15 protein-coding genes are annotated in these 16,560 nt (G+C 69.0%); 4 read left to right on the top strand and 11 right to left on the bottom strand.

Annotated elements, in window-relative coordinates:
- Positions 1-147: 147 nt before the first annotated feature.
- Entirely contained in the window at positions 148-1,857 is a 1,710-nt protein-coding gene (locus tag AB0E63_RS37560) for a GMC family oxidoreductase (RefSeq protein WP_360376894.1), read from the bottom strand.
- Complete coding sequence (locus AB0E63_RS37555) at positions 1,854-3,446, bottom strand: succinic semialdehyde dehydrogenase (protein WP_360376891.1); 1,593 nt, start codon at positions 3,444-3,446, stop codon at positions 1,854-1,856. The genes AB0E63_RS37560 and AB0E63_RS37555 overlap by 4 nt, the downstream gene beginning before the upstream one ends.
- Positions 3,447-3,571: 125 nt before the next feature.
- On the opposite strand from AB0E63_RS37555, the gene AB0E63_RS37550 reads away from it, so the two are divergent.
- Both AB0E63_RS37550 and AB0E63_RS37545 read left to right on the top strand, forming a co-directional pair.
- Positions 3,572-5,023, top strand: coding sequence for a hypothetical protein (locus AB0E63_RS37550; protein WP_360376888.1), 1,452 nt, complete (start codon positions 3,572-3,574; stop codon positions 5,021-5,023).
- 48 nt (positions 5,024-5,071) lie between these two features.
- On the top strand, positions 5,072-5,632 hold the full coding sequence (locus tag AB0E63_RS37545; RefSeq protein ID WP_360376886.1) for a TIGR03086 family metal-binding protein: 561 nt from the start codon (positions 5,072-5,074) through the stop codon (positions 5,630-5,632).
- Here the strand turns inward: AB0E63_RS37545 and AB0E63_RS37540 are convergent.
- The 9 genes from AB0E63_RS37540 to groES all read right to left on the bottom strand — a co-directional run bounded on the left by AB0E63_RS37540 (position 5,629) and on the right by groES (position 14,373).
- On the bottom strand, positions 5,629-6,030 hold the full coding sequence (locus AB0E63_RS37540; protein ID WP_360376884.1) for a hypothetical protein: 402 nt from the start codon (positions 6,028-6,030) through the stop codon (positions 5,629-5,631). The two genes, AB0E63_RS37545 and AB0E63_RS37540, sit on opposite strands and share 4 nt — an antisense overlap.
- 22 nt (positions 6,031-6,052) lie before the next feature.
- Positions 6,053-6,775: an alpha/beta fold hydrolase gene (locus tag AB0E63_RS37535; protein ID WP_360376882.1), complete on the bottom strand. Its 723-nt coding sequence runs from the start codon at positions 6,773-6,775 to the stop codon at positions 6,053-6,055.
- 4 nt (positions 6,776-6,779) lie between these two features.
- Positions 6,780-7,886, bottom strand: a complete 1,107-nt coding sequence (locus tag AB0E63_RS37530) for a GuaB3 family IMP dehydrogenase-related protein (RefSeq protein WP_360376880.1) — start codon at positions 7,884-7,886, stop codon at positions 6,780-6,782.
- 26 nt (positions 7,887-7,912) lie between these two features.
- Complete coding sequence (gene guaB / locus AB0E63_RS37525) at positions 7,913-9,424, bottom strand: IMP dehydrogenase (protein WP_360376878.1); 1,512 nt, start codon at positions 9,422-9,424, stop codon at positions 7,913-7,915.
- A 127-nt stretch (positions 9,425-9,551) separates the two neighbouring features.
- Complete coding sequence (locus AB0E63_RS37520; protein ID WP_360376876.1) at positions 9,552-10,937, bottom strand: hypothetical protein; 1,386 nt, start codon at positions 10,935-10,937, stop codon at positions 9,552-9,554.
- Positions 10,930-11,544 (bottom strand): RNA polymerase sigma factor ShbA, encoded by a 615-nt coding sequence (gene shbA / locus AB0E63_RS37515; RefSeq protein ID WP_360376874.1) that lies wholly within the window; start codon positions 11,542-11,544, stop codon positions 10,930-10,932. The genes AB0E63_RS37520 and shbA overlap by 8 nt, the downstream gene beginning before the upstream one ends.
- A gap of 110 nt (positions 11,545-11,654) precedes the next feature.
- Positions 11,655-12,137, bottom strand: a complete 483-nt coding sequence (locus AB0E63_RS37510) for a GNAT family N-acetyltransferase (protein WP_360376872.1) — start codon at positions 12,135-12,137, stop codon at positions 11,655-11,657.
- A 157-nt stretch (positions 12,138-12,294) separates the two neighbouring features.
- Positions 12,295-13,914 carry a chaperonin GroEL gene (gene groL, locus AB0E63_RS37505; RefSeq protein WP_360376870.1) on the bottom strand — a complete coding sequence of 540 codons (1,620 nt, stop codon included), beginning with the start codon at positions 13,912-13,914 and terminating at the stop codon, positions 12,295-12,297.
- Positions 13,915-14,076: 162 nt separating this feature from the next.
- Positions 14,077-14,373 (bottom strand): co-chaperone GroES, encoded by a 297-nt coding sequence (groES, locus tag AB0E63_RS37500; RefSeq protein WP_130384566.1) that lies wholly within the window; start codon positions 14,371-14,373, stop codon positions 14,077-14,079.
- A gap of 295 nt (positions 14,374-14,668) precedes the next feature.
- On the opposite strand from groES, the gene AB0E63_RS37495 reads away from it, so the two are divergent.
- On the top strand, positions 14,669-15,277 hold the full coding sequence (locus AB0E63_RS37495) for a peptidoglycan-binding domain-containing protein (RefSeq protein ID WP_360376868.1): 609 nt from the start codon (positions 14,669-14,671) through the stop codon (positions 15,275-15,277).
- 9 nt (positions 15,278-15,286) lie between these two features.
- Positions 15,287-16,453, top strand: a complete 1,167-nt coding sequence (locus AB0E63_RS37490; protein WP_360376865.1) for a class I SAM-dependent methyltransferase — start codon at positions 15,287-15,289, stop codon at positions 16,451-16,453.
- The last annotated feature ends 107 nt before the right edge of the window (positions 16,454-16,560 follow it).

Raw genomic sequence — 16,560 nt, 5'->3', positions numbered from 1 at the left:
CCCCACATGCCCCGCGCCCGGCAACCGGCGGCCCCACGACCGGCGACCTGCGGGGGGATTGCACCCTTTGTCGGGGCCTTGAACAGGCAATGACCTGTTCAAGGTCACCAGATGCTGTTCAAGGCACCGAGAAATGTCGTGGTGGTGTTACGGGTTCGTCACAGACTGTTTCGGGGTGATGGGGATGATCGGGAGGCGGAGGGCTCCGGGGGCGTCGGCTGGGACGACGGGGTGTCCCGGCTTCACGGGCTGAACCCGTTGGTACGGCGATCCGGCGGCGGGGCGGGTGTCGTGCTCGCCCTTGTTCGGCCAGAACGAGAGAGCGCGCTCGGCCTGGGCGGTGATCGTCAGCGACGGGTTGACGCCGAGGTTCGCCGAGATCGTGGACCCGTCGACGATGTGCAGGCCGTCGTACCCGTAGACGCGGTGGTAGGGGTCGACCACGCCGGTCTCGGCTGAGTCGCCGATCGCGCAGCCGCCGATGAAGTGTGCCGTCATCGGCACGTTGAACGGCTCCCCGATGGTCCCTCCCGGAGTCCCGTTCATCAGCTTGGCCATCCGCCGGACCACCTGGTTCGCGACTGGGATCCAGGATGGGTTCGGGGCACCGTGGCCCTGCTTCGAGCTCAGCTTCCAGCGACCGAGGCGATCCCGCTTGCCGAAGGTCGTGATCGAGTTGTCCGCGGTCTGCATCACGAGCGCGATCACGGTCCGCTCGGACCAGTGCTTCAGGTCGTACAGCCGGCGGATGTTCTTGCGCTGCACACCGAGCTCACGCAACCAGGTCCGCCACCGCGGCTTGTCGCCGTCGCCGTCGGTCAGCACGGTCTGCAGCAGCGACATCACGTTGCTGCCCTTCCCGTACCGGACCGGCTCGATGTGGGTGATGTCGTCCGGGTGGAACGACGAGGTGATCGCAACCCCACGGCTGTAGTCAATGTCGCGGTCCCGCGAGATCGCCCCCAGCAACGACTCCGAGTTGGTCCGGGTCAGCACACCGAGCCGGTCGGACAGGCGGGGCAGCTTGCCCTCGTCCCGGAGCCGATGCAGGAGTTTCGCCGTACCCAAGGCCGAAGCAGCGAACACGACCTGGCCGGCGGTGAACCGGCGGGTGCTCTTGCGATTCGACGTACGCCGGGTGTCCACGGCGTACCCGCCGTCCGGCAAGGGCTCGACCGACGTCACCGTGGTCATCGAGTAGACCTCGGCGCCGGCCTTCTCCGCCAGGTAGAGGTAGTTCTTCGTCAGCGTGTTCTTCGCGTTGTGCCGGCAGCCGGTCATGCACTCGCCGCAGTCGATGCACCCGGTACGCCGGGGGCCCGCGCCGCCGAAGTACGGATCGTCGACCTCGACACCCGGCTCACCGAAGAAGACGCCGACCGGGGTCGGGTGGAACGTCTCCCCCACACCCATGTCGTCGGCGACCTGCTTCATCACCTGGTCGGCCGGCGTGAAGCCCGGGTACGTCGTGACGCCGAGCATCCGCTTGGCCTGGTCGTAGTACGGCGCGAGCTCGTCTTTCCAGTCGGTGATGTGCGCCCACTGGCGATCGGTGTAGAACGCGGGCAGCGGCTCGTAGAGGGTGTTCGCGTAGACCAGGCTGCCACCGCCGACTCCGGCGCCGGACAGGATGATCACATCGCGCAGCCCGCTGATCCGCTGGATGCCGTACCAGCCGAGCTTCGGCGCGAAGAGAAACCGCTTGGTGTCCCACGAGTTCTTCGCGAACCCGGCGTCGTCGAACCGCGCACCGGCTTCGAGGACGGCGACCTTGTAGCCCTTCTCGGTCAGCCGCAGCGCACTGACGCTGCCACCGAACCCGGACCCGACGATCACCACGTCGTAGTCGAACGTCATGGACGGCCCAGCTTCTTGAGGATCCGCAGTGCGCCGGTCATCAGCTCGGCGTACGTCTCGTCGGACAAGCCGTGCGAGGCCGCGATCGGCAGCACGCGCTGGGTGGCGACGGTCTGTGGATCGACGTACCGCCGGATCCCCTCGGCGCCCTGCCGACGGCCGAGGCCGGACGAGCGCATCCCACCCATCGGGGTGTCGATCGAGCCGAAGCTCGCGGCGTACCCCTCGTTCACGTTGACCGAGCCCGCCACCAGTTGGGCCCCGACCGCGCGACCGCGCCGGCCGTCCCGGGTCCAGACGCTCGCGTTCAGCCCGTACTCGCCCTCGTTGGCGCGCTGGATCGCCTCGGACTCGTCGGAGAACCGGTAGATCGAGACGACCGGCCCGAAGGTCTCGTTGTCGAAGCACTCCATCGCCGGCGTCACCCCGGACAGTACGGTCGGCTCGTAGAACAGCGGACCGATGTCCGGCCGGGCCTTGCCGCCGACGAGCACCGTGGCGCCGTTCGCCCGGGCGTCGTCGACGTGCCGGGTCACAGTGTCGAGCTGCGCCCTCGAGATCAGCGAACCCATGTCCACATCCCAGCCGGTCCCGGCGGACAGCCGGATCTTCTTCACCCGGTCCACGAACGCCGTGACGAACGCGTCGTACACCTGGTCGGCGACGTAGAGCCGCTCCATCGAGACACACAGCTGCCCGGCGCTGGCGAAGCACGCCCGGACGGCGCCTTCGGCCGCGCGCTGGATGTCTGCGTCCCGCAGGACGAGCATCGGGTTCTTGCCGCCGAGCTCGAGGCTGCAGCCGATCAGCCGCTCACCGGCCTGCTTCGCGACCAGCCGGCCGGTCTTGGTCGAGCCGGTGAAGCAGATGTAGTCGGCGTTCTGGATCAGCTCGCCGCCGACAGTCGGGCCGTCGCCGTTCACCGCCTGCCAGGCGTCGCGGGGCAGGCCCGCTTCGTAGAGCAGCTCGATCGCCCGGAGCGCCGTCAGCGGGGTCTGGCTGTCCGGCTTGTGCACGACCGTGTTGCCGGCCAGCACCGCGGGCAGGCCGTCGGCCATCGCCATGCTGAGCGGGTAGTTCCACGGCGAGATGACGCCGACGACACCCTTCGGCACGAACCGCTGCTCGGCCCGGGTCAGGATCGGGAACATGCCGAGCTTGCGCTGCGGCTCGAGGAACTCGGCGGCCTTGCGGCCGTAGTACCGAGCGGTCAGCGCGACGTGCGCGACCTCCTCGAACGCCTGCTTGCGCGCCTTGCCGGACTCCCGGATGACCAGGTCGACCAGCTCGTGCCGATGGTCCAGGACGAGATCGTGGTAGCGCAGCAGGATCGCGGCACGCTCGGCGAGTGGCACCCGGCGCCAGGTCTGCTGGGTCTTGCGGGCCGACCGGACCGCGGCGATCACGTCGTCCGGGCTGGACACCGGCAGGTCCGCGATCGGCTGACCGGTCGCCGGCGCGTACGACGTCCGCGTTCCGGCCGTCGCCCGCAGCAGCCCCGAGAGCCGCCGGATGACCGACTGATCGGTCGAGTACGACGCCGTCGGATCGAGCTCGGGGTCCGCCGGAATCGAGGTCTGCTCACTCATTCACCCAGGCTACCTGCCGGTAATAGCCATGTCAGTAGTGGAACTCGGTCGTGTCAGGACTGAGAGTTCAGGGCAAATCCTGGTTAAGGTGATCCGTTGAACCTGCGAAGGGGTGGAACGTCAAGATGGTGGACAGCGGGGGGCTTTGGACGCCTCCTGAGGACGAGCTCGGCGAGGCGCTGCAGACAGCCCAGGTGCTGATCGAGGAAGGCCGTGCCGACGAGGCCGGGCCGTACCAGCAACGCGTCATCGAGCTGGCCAGGGAGCGGGCCGAAGGGCACCCGAACCACTACGAGGCCAAGCATCTGATGGCCGCGACCCAGTACGAGCTGGCCGGCTCGCTGAACGCGTCCGGCCGGCACGAGGAAGCGCTTGCCGCGTTGCACGAGGCCCAACTCGGGTACACCGAGCTCAGCGACGCCGGTGTGCTCGTCGCGACCTCGTTCCTGGCCGACGTACGGGCCCGGCGGGCGATGACCCAGGCGCACCGCGGTCACGGTGCGACCGCCGTACTGGAGATGGACGGCGCGGTGATCGCGTACGGCCAGCTGGTCGGTGGCGACGAGGGCCTCAAGCACCAGCCGGATTTCGCCCGGGTCCTCGCGATGAACGCGCTGATCCTGCGGCGGTACGGCGATCCCGCGCTGGCAGTCGCCTCCGCGGACGCGGCGACCCAGCTGTTCCTGCAGTTGGCCGACCAGATCAACGAGAGCCCGCAGTCGCTGTCGTACGCGCGCTATCTGTGTACGGCGACCGCCGTGTCGGCCGACGTGCACGCGGCCGAGGGCCGGCTCGACCTGGCACTCGAGGCCGACGAGATCGGCTTGACCACGGCCGACACGCTCGCCGACTCGGACTCGGCGACGGACATGCGCACGCTGGTCGCTGCCCTGACCCGGAAGGGCAAACACCTCGGCATCGTCGGTCGCCTGATGGAAGGCGAGGCCTGTCTGCGGACGGCGTACGACACCGACCCGGAGACGGCGAACCGGGTGACCGAGGAGCTGGACCGCGGCCTGCCGCTCACCCTGGTCGCGGCGCTGGAGAACGCGGAGATCAAGCTCGGTCCGTTCGAGCAGTACCACCGGTTGCTGGCGCTGAGCGAGCCCGCGCCGGGGATGACGCTGGCGACCGTGTCCGGCCGGACCGATCCCGAGTCGGCCGCCGTCCGGGCGACCGAACTGGCCGAGGTGATCCGGCCGCTGCTGCTCCAGGACGTGGAGACTGCTCTGACGCTCGGGCTCGAGGCGCACTATCTGTTCGCGATCTCGTCCGAGCGTGAGTCGCACCGGATGCGGTACGAGACGAGCACCTACGCGCCGATCTGGGCACAGCTGCTGCTCGACATCTCCGAGGCCTACTACCAGGGCGGGCGGACCGAGATGGCGCTCGACCTGGGCGGCTGGTGCGCGGAGGTGGCGACCGCGCTCATCCCGTTCACGGACGAGGACGCCGTGATGAAGGACCTGGCCGGCTCCTGCTACCGCCACCATGGCGACCTGCTGGCCGCCACCGGCGACCTGACCGCGTCCCAGCACGCTCACGAAGCCGCCCAGCAACTCCAGCTCGGCCGTTGACGCACTGCCCCCTCTGGCGGACGCTGACGCTGAGAGGGGGACTTCGTCATGGATGTCGTGGAGCTGCACAACCAGACCGTCGCCAAGTTCGCGAGGTTGGTCAACGAGGTCGGGCCGGACCAGTGGTCACAGCCGACGCCGTGCGCGGACTGGGACGTCCGCATGCTGGTGAACCATGTCGTCGGTGAGGAGCGCTGGACCGTCCCGCTGATGGAGGGCAAGACGATCGCCGACGTCGGCGACTCCCTCGACGGCGACCTGCTCGGCGACGACCCCGTCGCCGCCGCGTCCACAGCGGCACGCGACGCCGAGGTCGCGGCCGGCCGGACGATCGCCAAGGTGCACCTGTCGTACGGCGACGAGGACCCGGCCGAGTATCTGCGGCAACTCGCCGCCGATCACCTGATCCACGGCTGGGACCTGGCGGCCGCGATCGGCGCCGACACCCGGCTGGCCCCCGAACTGGTCGCCGCGGTGGCCGGCTGGTTCGCGGAACGCGAGGAGATCTACCGCTCGTCCGGAATGATCGGCGAACCGGTCGAAGGTTTCACCGACCCGGCGGACCAGTTGCTCGGAGCCTTCGGCCGCGATCCGCGGTGGAAGCCTTAGGAGTCCTGGGGGTCGGTCCGCAAGGCACCGACGAACAGGCCGGCCTCGGCCTCGGTCATGCCGGTTTCGGAGACGACCAGGGCGGTCGCCTGGTGAAGGTCGCCGGCGGCCTTCAGCGTGCGGGTGCGCTCGGCGAGGTTCGCGCCCGGCAGGCGGACGACCGGCGTACCGGTGGTGGGTGGCACGTAGCGGCCGAGCCGGATGTCGTCGACCATGCCTTTGGCGTGCTTCAGGTCCAGGCCGGTACGCTCGCGGATCAGCTTGACCGCGTGCACCATCTTCTTGGTGGTGATCAGGAACCGCACCTGATCGACATCATCGGGGGACAGTCGCGCCCGCGCTGCGGCGAGGGCAACATTGTCCGCGTCCTGGCTGCTGTGTCGGCTGAACAATCCCATGACGCAATCCTTCCAGAACCTCTCAACCCGCAAGCACTCGCCGCACGTCGTCCCACGCCCTGGCACCGAGCTCCCGGTCCGCGTCCCCGGAGCCACCGCGGGCCATCCGCTGCCCGGCGGTCTTCGGCTGCTCGCCTGGCAGTACGACGCGGTGCCCGGCTTCGGGCAGCGTCACCACGCGAGTCGCTCGATCACCGCGCGACGCGACGATCTGTTCGGCGAACTCCACGGCCGGCCAGACCTTGTCGTCACCGCCCGCCACCAGCAGCACCTCGCGAATGCGCTCCACCGGGATCCGGGCCAGCTCGGCGTACGCGTCGTATACCTGAAGGCTCTTGCGGTACCACCCGGTGTAGCTCGGCGGGTCGTCGTCCGCCTTCCAATCCAGATCGAACGGTACGAACGGCAACGGTTCGCCCTGCCACGTCCACGCCGATCGCTGCAGCCCGTCCTCCACGAATCGGCCCCAGACGTAGGCACTCGGGGCGAAGGCGACCACCGCATCCACGCGGTCGTCGAGGGCACCCAGGAGTAGCGCGGCCTCGGCACCCCAGGAGCTGCCCATCACAACCAACCGGTCGTTGCGCTCCGCGAGTTCGTCCAGCGGGAACGACTCCAGCGGGACCTCGCTGCGGACGGTCCATCGCGGCGCGAGTACGTCGTACCCCTCGGCCTTGAGGAGCTGGGCGCGCTCGATGTCCGGCGTGCCGCTTGATCCGTGCAGGAGCAGGACGCCGGTGGTCATGCCGTCACCCGACGACGACCTCGACCCGCTGGAACTCCTTGAGCTCCGTGTAGCCGGTGGTGGCCATCGCGCGCTTCAGGGCGCCGACCAGGTTCATCGTGCCATCCGGGACCCAGGACGGGCCGAACAGGATCTGCTCGAGGGTGCCGGTCACGCCGACCTCGACCCGCTCGCCGCGGGGCAGGTCCTGGTGCCAGGCCTCGGCGCCCCAGTGGTACCCACCGCCCGGCGCATCGCTCGCCCGGGCCAGCGGCGAACCGACCATCACCGAGTCCGCGCCGCACGCGATCGCCTTCGCCACGTCGCCGGACCGGCCGACCGAACCATCCGCGATCACGTGCACGTACCGACCGCCGGACTCGTCCATGTAGTCGCGCCGCGCCGCCGCCACATCGGCCACCGCCGACGCCATCGGCACCGCGACCCCGAGCACCTTCCGGGTGGTGTGCGCCGCGCCGCCGCCGAACCCGACCAGCACGCCGGCCGCACCCGTCCGCATCAGGTGCAGCGCGGCCTGGTGCGTCGCGCACCCACCGACGATCACCGGTACGTCGAGGTCGTAGATGAACTGCTTCAGGTTCAGCGGCTCCGCCTGACCCGACACGTGCTCGGCGGAGACCGTCGTACCCCGGATGACGAACAGGTCGACGCCAGCGTCCACGACGTGCTTGGCGAACTGCTTGGTGCGCTGCGGCGACAGAGCGCCGGCCACCGTGACACCGGAGTCGCGGATCTCCTGCACCCGCTGCGAGATCAGCTCGGGCTTGATCGGCGCGGAGTAGATCTCCTGCAGCCGATGCGTCGCCTGCTCCTTGCTGATGGTGGTGATCTCCTCCAGCAGGCTCGACGGGTCCTCGTACCGCGTCCAGAGGCCCTCGAGGTTGAGGACGCCGAGGCCGCCGGCCTTGCCGATCGCGATCGCGGTGGCCGGTGACATCACCGAGTCCATCGGCGCGGCCAGGATCGGCAGCTCGAACCGGTAAGCGTCGATCTGCCAGGCGACCGAGACCTCCTCGGGGTCCCGCGTCCGGCGCGACGGCACAATCGCAATGTCGTCGAACGCGTACGCCTGCCGCCCCCGCTTCGCGCGGCCGATCTCGATCTCGGTCATCTGGTTCCTTCGGTTGGCAGGCAGTGTCAGCGGCCGGAGTAGTTCGGGGCCTCGACTGTCATCTGGATGTCGTGCGGGTGGGACTCCTGCAGGCCGGCGGAGGTGATCCGGACGAAGCGACCCTTCTCCTGCAGCTCGGTGACAGTGCGGGCGCCGGTGTACCACATCGACTGCCGCAGGCCGCCGATCAGCTGGTGCGCGACCGCGGAGAGCGGGCCGCGGTACGGGACCTGGCCCTCGACGCCCTCGGCGATCAGCTTCTCGTCGCTGCCGACGTCGCTCTGGAAGTAGCGGTCCTTGGAGTACGACTTGCGCAGGCCGCCGGACTGCATCGCGCCGAGCGAGCCCATCCCGCGGTAGGCCTTGAACTGCTTGCCGTTGATGAACACCAGGTCGCCCGGCGACTCCTCGCAGCCGGCCAGCAGCGACCCAAGCATGACGGTGTCCGCACCGGCCACGAGGGCCTTGGCGATGTCACCGGAGTATTGCAGGCCGCCGTCGCCGATCACCGGCACGCCGGCCGGCTTGCAGGCCAGGGACGCCTCGTAGATCGCGGTGACCTGCGGTACGCCGACGCCGGAGACGACCCGCGTCGTACAGATCGAGCCCGGGCCGACGCCGACCTTGACGCCGTCCGCGCCCGCGTCGACCAGCGCCTGGGCGCCGGCGCGGGTCCCGACGTTGCCGCCGACGACGTCGACGCCACGGGTGGCCGGGTCGGCCTTGAGCTTGCGGATGATCTCCAGCTGGGCCTGGGAGTGACCGTGCGCGGTGTCCACCACGAGCACGTCCACGCCGGCCTCGATGAGCGTCATCGCCCGCTTGTAGGCCTCACCGAAGAAGCCGATCGCGCCACCGACCCGCAGCCGGCCGGTGCCGTCCTTGGTGGACAGCGGGAACTGGTCGCGCTTGACGAAGTCCTTCAGCGTGATCAGGCCGGTCAGCTTGCCGGCGTCGTCGACCAGCGGCAGCTTCTCGACCTTGTGCTTGCTGAGCAGCGCCATCGCGTCGTCGGCGGAGATGCCCTGCTTGCCGGTGATCAGCGGCTGCTTGGTCATCACCTCGCGGACCGGGCGGGACAGGTCGTTCTCGAACCGCATGTCACGGTTCGTCACGATGCCGACCAGGACGCCGGCGTTGTCGACCACCGGGACGCCGGAGATCCGGTACTGCGCGCAGAGCGCGTCGGCCTCGCCGATGCTGGCGTCCGGGCCGATCGTGATCGGCTGCGCGATCATGCCGGACTCCGACCGCTTGACCAGGTCGACCTGCTGGGCCTGGTCCTCGATCGAGAGGTTGCGGTGCAGAACGCCGAGGCCGCCCTGGCGGGCCATGGCGATCGCCATCCGGGCCTCGGTGACGGTGTCCATCGCGCTGGACAGCAGCGGGATGTTCACCTCGATGTTGCGGCTGACCCGGGACCGGGTGTTCGCCTCGGACGGGATGACGTCGGACTCGTTCGGCTGCAGGAGCACATCGTCGAAGGTGAGGCCGAGGACGGCGAACTTGTCGGGAACTCCAGTGGGTGTGATGTCCATGGGGAAAGCGAGCACCTTTACACGGCGAGATCGGAACCCCATGGTATCCGCGCCCGCCCGGAGCCCCGAACCGGCCGTCCACAAGTCCGCCCGCCGCTTGTCAGCGGCGGGCGGGACGAGGTGTGGACTACTTGGTCGGCGTGTTGACGATGCCGAGGATCTTCAGGACGTTCGCGTCGTCGGTGGAGCCGTGCGTACGGGCGATCGCGGCATGCCTGCCCTCGGCGTACAGGCCGGTGGAGTGCTTGCCCGTCGGGTAGACGTTCCGGACCGAACCGGAGGTGACCTGCCCGCTCGAGTGCTTCCCGATCGCCGCGACACTGCTGCCGAAGAACTGCTCGGCGCTCTGAACCTCGGCCGGCGTCGGCAGGATCGGCTTCAGGATCTTCTCGACCATCGCGGCCAGCGGGTCGATCACCGGTACGTCGCCGGCCGGCTTCTGGTCGTCACCGGTCCCGGTCTGGCCGGTGCCGGTCTGGTCCGAACCCGACTGGTCCGTGCCGGACTGATCCGTGCCGCCGGTGCCGGACCCGGTGTCGCTCGGCGGGGCCGTCGTCGTACCGCCGGGGTCCGACGTCTCGCCCTTGTTGTCACCGGTGCCGGCGTCCCCGCTGCTGCCCGTCCCGGTCTCACCGGTGTTCCCAGTCCCAGTCCCAGTTTCGCCGGTCCCGGTCTCACCGGTACCAGTGGTGGGCGGATCGGTCGGCGTCGTGACCGGCGGTTCCGTGGTGGTCGGCGGGTCGGTCGGCTCCGTGGTGGGCGGGGTCGTCGGCTCGGTGGTCGGCGGGGTCGTCGGCTCCGTCGTCGTCGGGTCCGTCGGCTCCGTCGTGGTCGGGTTGTCCGTCTTGGTGTCGTCCGTCTTCGCCGGCAGCTTGGTCGGCTGCGGGTCCGTCGGCTCGAGCTCCGTGACGGTCGGCTGCTCGGGGATCTGCGGCAGCGCCCGCTGCAGGACGTCCTGCTGGTCCTTCGGACGCAGCACCGACGCCGGCGGAATCGGATCCGTCTGGATCTGCTTCTCGTCGGCCGCGGCCTTCTGGTCCTGCTGCTGCTTGTAGTCCTTGGCGACCTTGACGATCTTCGTCTTGTCGACGACCGGCATGCCGTCGAGCTGTTCCTTCGGGAAGCTGGTCTGCGGGCTGACCGCGTCGACCACCTTCTCGATGACCTTCTCGTACGGCGACAAGGGGTCACCGTTGACGGCCGCGGCCACCCCGGAGACCGACAGCGCGGCCACCGCGGCGACACCGAGTGCCAGACCCCGCGCCGCCATCTTGCGGGCGAACGGGTCCATCACCGGGTTCAGCGCCGCGCAGCGCGCCAGGAAGCTCTCCGGATCGTCGATCGTCTCAACTGGTAGCTCGTCCTCGACCTCCACTGCGAGCCGCAGATCGGCCAGCAGCTTCACGGCCGGGTCGTGCTCGCCCGCGGTTCGCGCGGACTCCCCACCAGCAGCTAGCAGGTCGAGCAGTGCGTCATCGGCGTCGATCGCGTCGAGGTCGAAACGGTCAGCCATGATGCCCCTCCCCTGCTCCTCGTCCCTCATGCCCCACCACATACCCCCTGAGCGTGTTCAACGCTCGATGTTGTGCGACCCTCACCGCCCCCGGTGTCATCCCCAGTGCCCGGCCGGTCTCCTCGGCTGACATCCCCGCTACCACCCGGAGCCGCAGAATCTCCCGCAACTTCTCCGGCAACTTGTCCAGCAGCCCCATGATGTGCTGGACCTCCGAGTGCCGGACCGCGTGCTCTTCCGGCGTCGGTGACTCGTCCGCGCCGTCCGGCAGATCCGGCGTCGAAACGTCGGCCACCGCGAACGCACGCTGGGCATCGGCGACCTTGCGGGCCGCGATGCCGTAGACGAAAGCCTCGAAAGGCCTCCCCTCGTCACGATACCGGCCCAACGCGCCGAACACCGCGACACAAACCTCTTGAGCGACGTCGTCGACCATGTCGGCGCCGCCGGGATAGGTCCACAGACGGGACCGTACGTAGCGGTGCGCAACGGCGCGCACCCTGGTGAGCAGGTCGTTGAGAGCTGTGCGGTCCCCGTCGCCGGCCAGCGCGGCAAGATCCTTGAGCTCGACCCGGTCGTGGGTGTGCGGTACTTGTACCTCGGTCACCCCTCGCCCCCTCGTGTCAGACCGGTCAGCCTGAAAGATGGTACGGCGCTCACCTTCAGTTGCCTAGTGGCAATTCGTGAGCAAATTCAGATATTGATTACGATCCGTCACTACTCGCCCGTACGGACTTCCCTCTCAGATCCCGGGGCGTCGAAGTGCAGGACGGCGGAGGCGTGATCGCCGCCCCAGTCGATCGGCGTACGACCGGTTTCCCGCCAGCCGGCCCGCCGGTACAGCGTCACCGCCGCACCCCGGTTGTCCACAACCTCCAACGACAGCTTGCGCCCGAGCTCAGCCGCGATGGTGACGCAGTGGTCCAACAACTGCCGCCCGATTCCCGCCCGAGTCACCTTCGGATCCACGAACAACCGCTCGACGGACGCGCCGCCGGCGCCGTTCGGGGTCAAGGCCACATGCCCCACGACCCGCCCGTCGGCCACAGCCACCCAGCAGCCAAGGCCGTCCGCCGGCGTCAACCACCGCCGAGCATCCGCAGGCCAGTTGATCGGATACCCCGCCACCTCATGCACGTCCCCCAACAACCCCACGCACACATCCAGATCGTCGTCAGCCCGCTCCCGAATCTCCGCCACACACCCCATCCCACCAGATCCACGCCACCCGCCCGGTGGGCGGGGCGGCACCCCGATCCCATCACCCCGGACCGCAGGTCCGGCCATACAAGAACACCGCCCGCCAGTACCGCTGCACCGGGCGGGCGGTGCTGATAGTGCTTGTACTACCTGAGGATCAGTGACCGTGGCCGTGGCCGTGACCGGCTGCGGCGGGCTCCTCGTCCTCGGGCTTGTCGACCACCAGCGTCTCGGTGGTCAGCAGCAGCGCGGCGATCGAGCCGGCGTTGGCGAGCGCGGACCGGGTCACCTTGACCGGGTCCAGCACGCCCTCGGCCAGCAGGTCGCCGTACTCACCGGTGGCGGCGTTGAAGCCGCTGCCGGACTCGAGCTCGGCCACCTTCGACGTCACGACGTAGCCCTCGTAACCGCCGTTCTCGGCGATCCAGCGCAGCGGCTCGACGATCGCCTTGCGGACGATCCGGACACCGATGGCCTCGTCACCTTCGAGGTCCAGGCCGCCGTCCAGCACGGTGGCCGCGTGGACGAGAGCGGAGCCGCCACCGGCGACGATGCCCTCCTCGATCGCGGCCCGGGTCGCGGACACGGCGTCCTCGATCCGGTGCTTCTTCTCCTTCAGCTCGACCTCGGTGGCCGCGCCGACCTTGATCACACAGACGCCGCCGGCGAGCTTCGCCAGCCGCTCCTGCAGCTTCTCGCGGTCCCAGTCGGAGTCGGTGCGCTCGATCTCGGCCTTGATCTGGTTGACCCGGCCGTCGATGTCGTCGGCCTTGCCGGCGCCCTCGACCACCGTGGTGTTGTCCTTGGTGACCACGATCCGGCGAGCCGAACCGAGCACCTCCAGGCCGACCTGGTCCAGCTTGAGGCCGACCTCGGGGGCGACGACCTGCGCGCCGGTCAGCGCGGCCAGGTCCTCGAGCATCGCCTTGCGGCGGTCACCGAAGCCCGGCGCCTTGACGGCGACGGAGGTGAAGTTGCCGCGGATCTTGTTCACCACGAGGGTGGACAGGGCCTCGGCCTCGACGTCCTCGGCGATCAGCAGCAGCGACTTGCCGGACTGCACGACCTTCTCCAGCAGCGGCAGCAGGTCCGCGATCGCGGAGATCTTGCCCTGGTGGATCAGGATGTACGGGTCCTCCAGCACCGCTTCGCCGGCCTCGGCGTCGGTGATGAAGTACGGCGAGATGTAGCCCTTGTCGAACTGCATGCCCTCGGTGAACTCGAGCTCGGTTCCGAAGGTGTTCGACTCCTCGACGGTGATGACACCGTCCTTGCCGACCTTGTCGAACGCGTCCGCGATCAGGGTGCCGATCTCGGCGTCGCGGGCGGAGATGGTGGCGACGTGGGCCATGTCGCCCTTGTCGTCCACCGGCCGCGCGGTCTCGACCAGCCGGGCCGACACGGCCTCGACGGCCGCCTCGATACCGCGCTTCAGGCCCATCGGGTTGACCCCGGCCGCGACGGCCCGCAGGCCCTCGTGCACCAGCGCCTGCGCGAGCACCGTCGCGGTGGTCGTGCCGTCACCGGCGATGTCGTTGGTCTTGGTGGCGACCTCCTTGGCGAGCTGCGCACCAAGGTTCTCGAACGGGTCGTCCAGCTCGATCTCACGGGCGACGGTGACACCGTCGTTGGTGATGGTCGGGGCGCCCCACTTCTTGTCCAGGACGACGTAGCGGCCCTTCGGCCCCAGCGTCACCTTCACCGTGTTCGCGAGCTTGTCGACGCCGCGCTCCAGCGCGCGCCGAGCGTTCTCGTCGAACTCGAGGATCTTCGGCATGAAAAATCCAGTCCCTCTCTGAAATTCGCTCTTTCGTGACAGCAGGTACCGAGCGCTGTGTCCAACTCCCCCGCCCCACCACCCCGGTCGGGCGCCAGACCGACTCCGCCCCGGCGCCGGTACGGCACCAGGGCGGTGTCAGTCAGGAACAGCGAGCGGTCGTCACTTGCTGACGACTGCGAGGATGTCGCGGGCGCCCAGGATCAGGTAGTCCTGGCCGTCGTACTTGACCTCGGTGCCGCCGTACTTGGAGTAGATGACCTTGTCGCCGACGGCGACGTCCAGCGGGACGCGGTTGCCGTTGTCGTCGATCCGGCCCGGACCGACGGCGAGGATCTCGCCCTCCTGCGGCTTCTCCTTGGCGGTGTCCGGGATCACCAGGCCGGACTTCGTGGTCTGCTCGGCTTCGAGCGGCGCGACGAGGACGCGGTCCTCGAGCGGCTTGATCGTGACCGACACTTGCTGACCTCCACGGTCGATTTGCTTGTCTGCACTTCAGGGTGGTCGCGCTCCCCTGCCGTCGCGGGGGTCAGAGGCCGGACCGCTGGCACCCTCGGGTGGAGAGTGCCAACACCGAATCTAGGCCGCGATTAGCACTCGGTCAACTCGAGTGCCAGACACTTCTCAGGGTGAGACATCACGCCGCCGGGTCAGCTGTGACGAATCGGGCACGGAATGTGGTCAAACGCTGGGCCGAACCGGTGCCGGCGTGCGACCGTTCTGTGACAACGGTGTGCCGCCCCGAGGAGAGGCCATGGCTCTCAGCTTCCCGTCTCTGCCCAAGCTGTCCGGGCGCACCGTCGCGGTTCTGGCCGCGGTCGGAGCAGTCGCCATCGGTGCCGTAGCCGCCGGCGCTTCGAAGGATCAACCCGCGAGTCCCGGCGCCCAAGCCCCCGCTGCCGGCCCGGCCCCGCAGGCCGACGCGGACCAGGGCGGGGACGCCGCGCGCACGTCCGCGGATGCTGAGACCAAAGCCGCGGCCGCCCTCCCGCAGTGCCGCTCAGCTCGGCTCGTACCGGTGAACCGCAGCTGGGGCATCCCAATACCCTCGATCTACGGCAGCACCAGCACGACCTGCAACCTCATGTACGGCGACGACCCGGACCGCGGCTCCACCCGGTACGGCGACCCCGACACCGCCATCCGGGTCCTCCAGCGCAACCTGAACTTCTGCTACGGCTCTAAGCTCGCCGTCGACGACATCTACGGCAGCAACACCCGTGCGATGGTCAAGGCGGTCCAGAGCAAGCACAAGCTCGTGGCCGACGGCATCTACGGCCCCAAGACCCGCTCCGCCATGAACTGGCGCCTCTACTCGTCCGCCACCAACAGCTGGAGCAAGGGCTGCTCGAGTCCCCTCTAGAGTTGCCGGGTGACAGTCACCGCCTTGCTGGAGGGCCCTGGGGCTGAGGTGCTTGCCGTTGCCTGCGCCGACTACCACCCCGGCCGCGAACTGCAGCTCGTGGAGAAGCTCCGGCGACGGTACGACGCCACCCTCGTGACTGCTGCTGTCACCCAGGCCGCACTGCGCCACCGAGCCGTCGCCAAGTTCGGTACGGACTCCACGCGGATGTACTTCACCCCGGATGGCCTGGAACAGGCCACCAGAACCACTGTCGGCTCACACCGAGCCGCACGCATCGCATCCGCCGTGCCGGGAGGCAGCGTGGTCGACCTGGGTTGCGGCATCGGAGGCGACCTGATCAGCGCCGCCCGCGCCGGCCTGCGGGTCACTGGTGTCGAGCGCGACCCGGAGACCGCAGCCACGGCCCGCGCCAACCTTGCCGCGCTCGAGCTGCCCGGTGAGGTCTTGGTGGGTGACGCCGAGTCCACCGACCTCACGCCGTACGACGTGGTGTTCGCCGACCCGGCGCGACGGGCCGATGGGCGGCGGGTGTTCGACCACAACGCCTATTCGCCGCCATGGTCCTTTGTGACGGAGCTCCTGCGGCGGACTGTGTGTGTGAAGGTCGCACCGGGTATCCCGCACGACGCCGTACCCGACGGAGTCGAGGCGGAGTGGATCAGCGACGCCGGCGAGGTGAAGGAGGCTGCCCTGTGGTCTGGCGCCTTGTACGCCGGTGTGGCGCGGCGGGCGACTCTGCTACCCGGCGGAGCCAGTGTCACCGAGGCGCCGCAGGTTGAGAGCGGTCCGGTCGGTCAGTACATCTACGAGCCCGATGGGGCCGTAGTGCGCGCCGGTCTGGTGACCGCTGTGGCGGCCGCGGTCGATGGGTGGTTGCTGGATCCACGGATCGCCTATGTCACCGGCTCGACGCTCGCGCCGACTCCACTGGCCTCGGCGTACGAGGTGGTCGAGGAGCTGCCGTACAAGGAGAAGGCACTGCGCTCCTGGGTCCGTACGCAGGGCATCGGGACGCTGGAGATCAAGAAACGCGGGGTTGATGTCGATCCGGCGCAGCTCCGCAAGAAGCTCGCCCCCAAGGGCTCCGCCACAGCTACTCTCATCATCACTCGCATCGGCCGAGACGCCGTCGCCTACTCCTGCCACCGCATCCAGCCCGGACTTGCATTCTGAGTGCATTCGAACATATGACCTGCATCTCTGCTTGAGTGCAGTTGCCGCTCAGCCGCCGATGAGTTCCTTGAGGGGGTGGGGGTCGGTGTCGACGGCTTGTTGGAGCA

The sequence above is a fragment of the Kribbella sp. NPDC026596 genome, from assembly GCF_040638415.1.
Classification (GTDB): Bacteria; Actinomycetota; Actinomycetes; order Propionibacteriales; family Kribbellaceae; genus Kribbella.
This window is presented reverse-complemented; position numbering and strand designations above follow the sequence as displayed.

Coding starts and splice junctions, on each gene's coding strand:
- AB0E63_RS37560 (WP_360376894.1), bottom strand. CDS start 1,857: ATGACGTTCGACTACGACGTGGTGATCGTCGGGTCCGGGTTCGGTGGC.
- AB0E63_RS37555 (WP_360376891.1), bottom strand. CDS start 3,446: ATGAGTGAGCAGACCTCGATTCCGGCGGACCCCGAGCTCGATCCGACG.
- AB0E63_RS37550 (WP_360376888.1), top strand. CDS start 3,572: ATGGTGGACAGCGGGGGGCTTTGGACGCCTCCTGAGGACGAGCTCGGC.
- AB0E63_RS37545 (WP_360376886.1), top strand. CDS start 5,072: ATGGATGTCGTGGAGCTGCACAACCAGACCGTCGCCAAGTTCGCGAGG.
- AB0E63_RS37540 (WP_360376884.1), bottom strand. CDS start 6,030: ATGGGATTGTTCAGCCGACACAGCAGCCAGGACGCGGACAATGTTGCC.
- AB0E63_RS37535 (WP_360376882.1), bottom strand. CDS start 6,775: ATGACCACCGGCGTCCTGCTCCTGCACGGATCAAGCGGCACGCCGGAC.
- AB0E63_RS37530 (WP_360376880.1), bottom strand. CDS start 7,886: ATGACCGAGATCGAGATCGGCCGCGCGAAGCGGGGGCGGCAGGCGTAC.
- guaB (WP_360376878.1), bottom strand. CDS start 9,424: ATGGACATCACACCCACTGGAGTTCCCGACAAGTTCGCCGTCCTCGGC.
- AB0E63_RS37520 (WP_360376876.1), bottom strand. CDS start 10,937: ATGGCTGACCGTTTCGACCTCGACGCGATCGACGCCGATGACGCACTG.
- groL (WP_360376870.1), bottom strand. CDS start 13,914: ATGCCGAAGATCCTCGAGTTCGACGAGAACGCTCGGCGCGCGCTGGAG.
- AB0E63_RS37495 (WP_360376868.1), top strand. CDS start 14,669: ATGGCTCTCAGCTTCCCGTCTCTGCCCAAGCTGTCCGGGCGCACCGTC.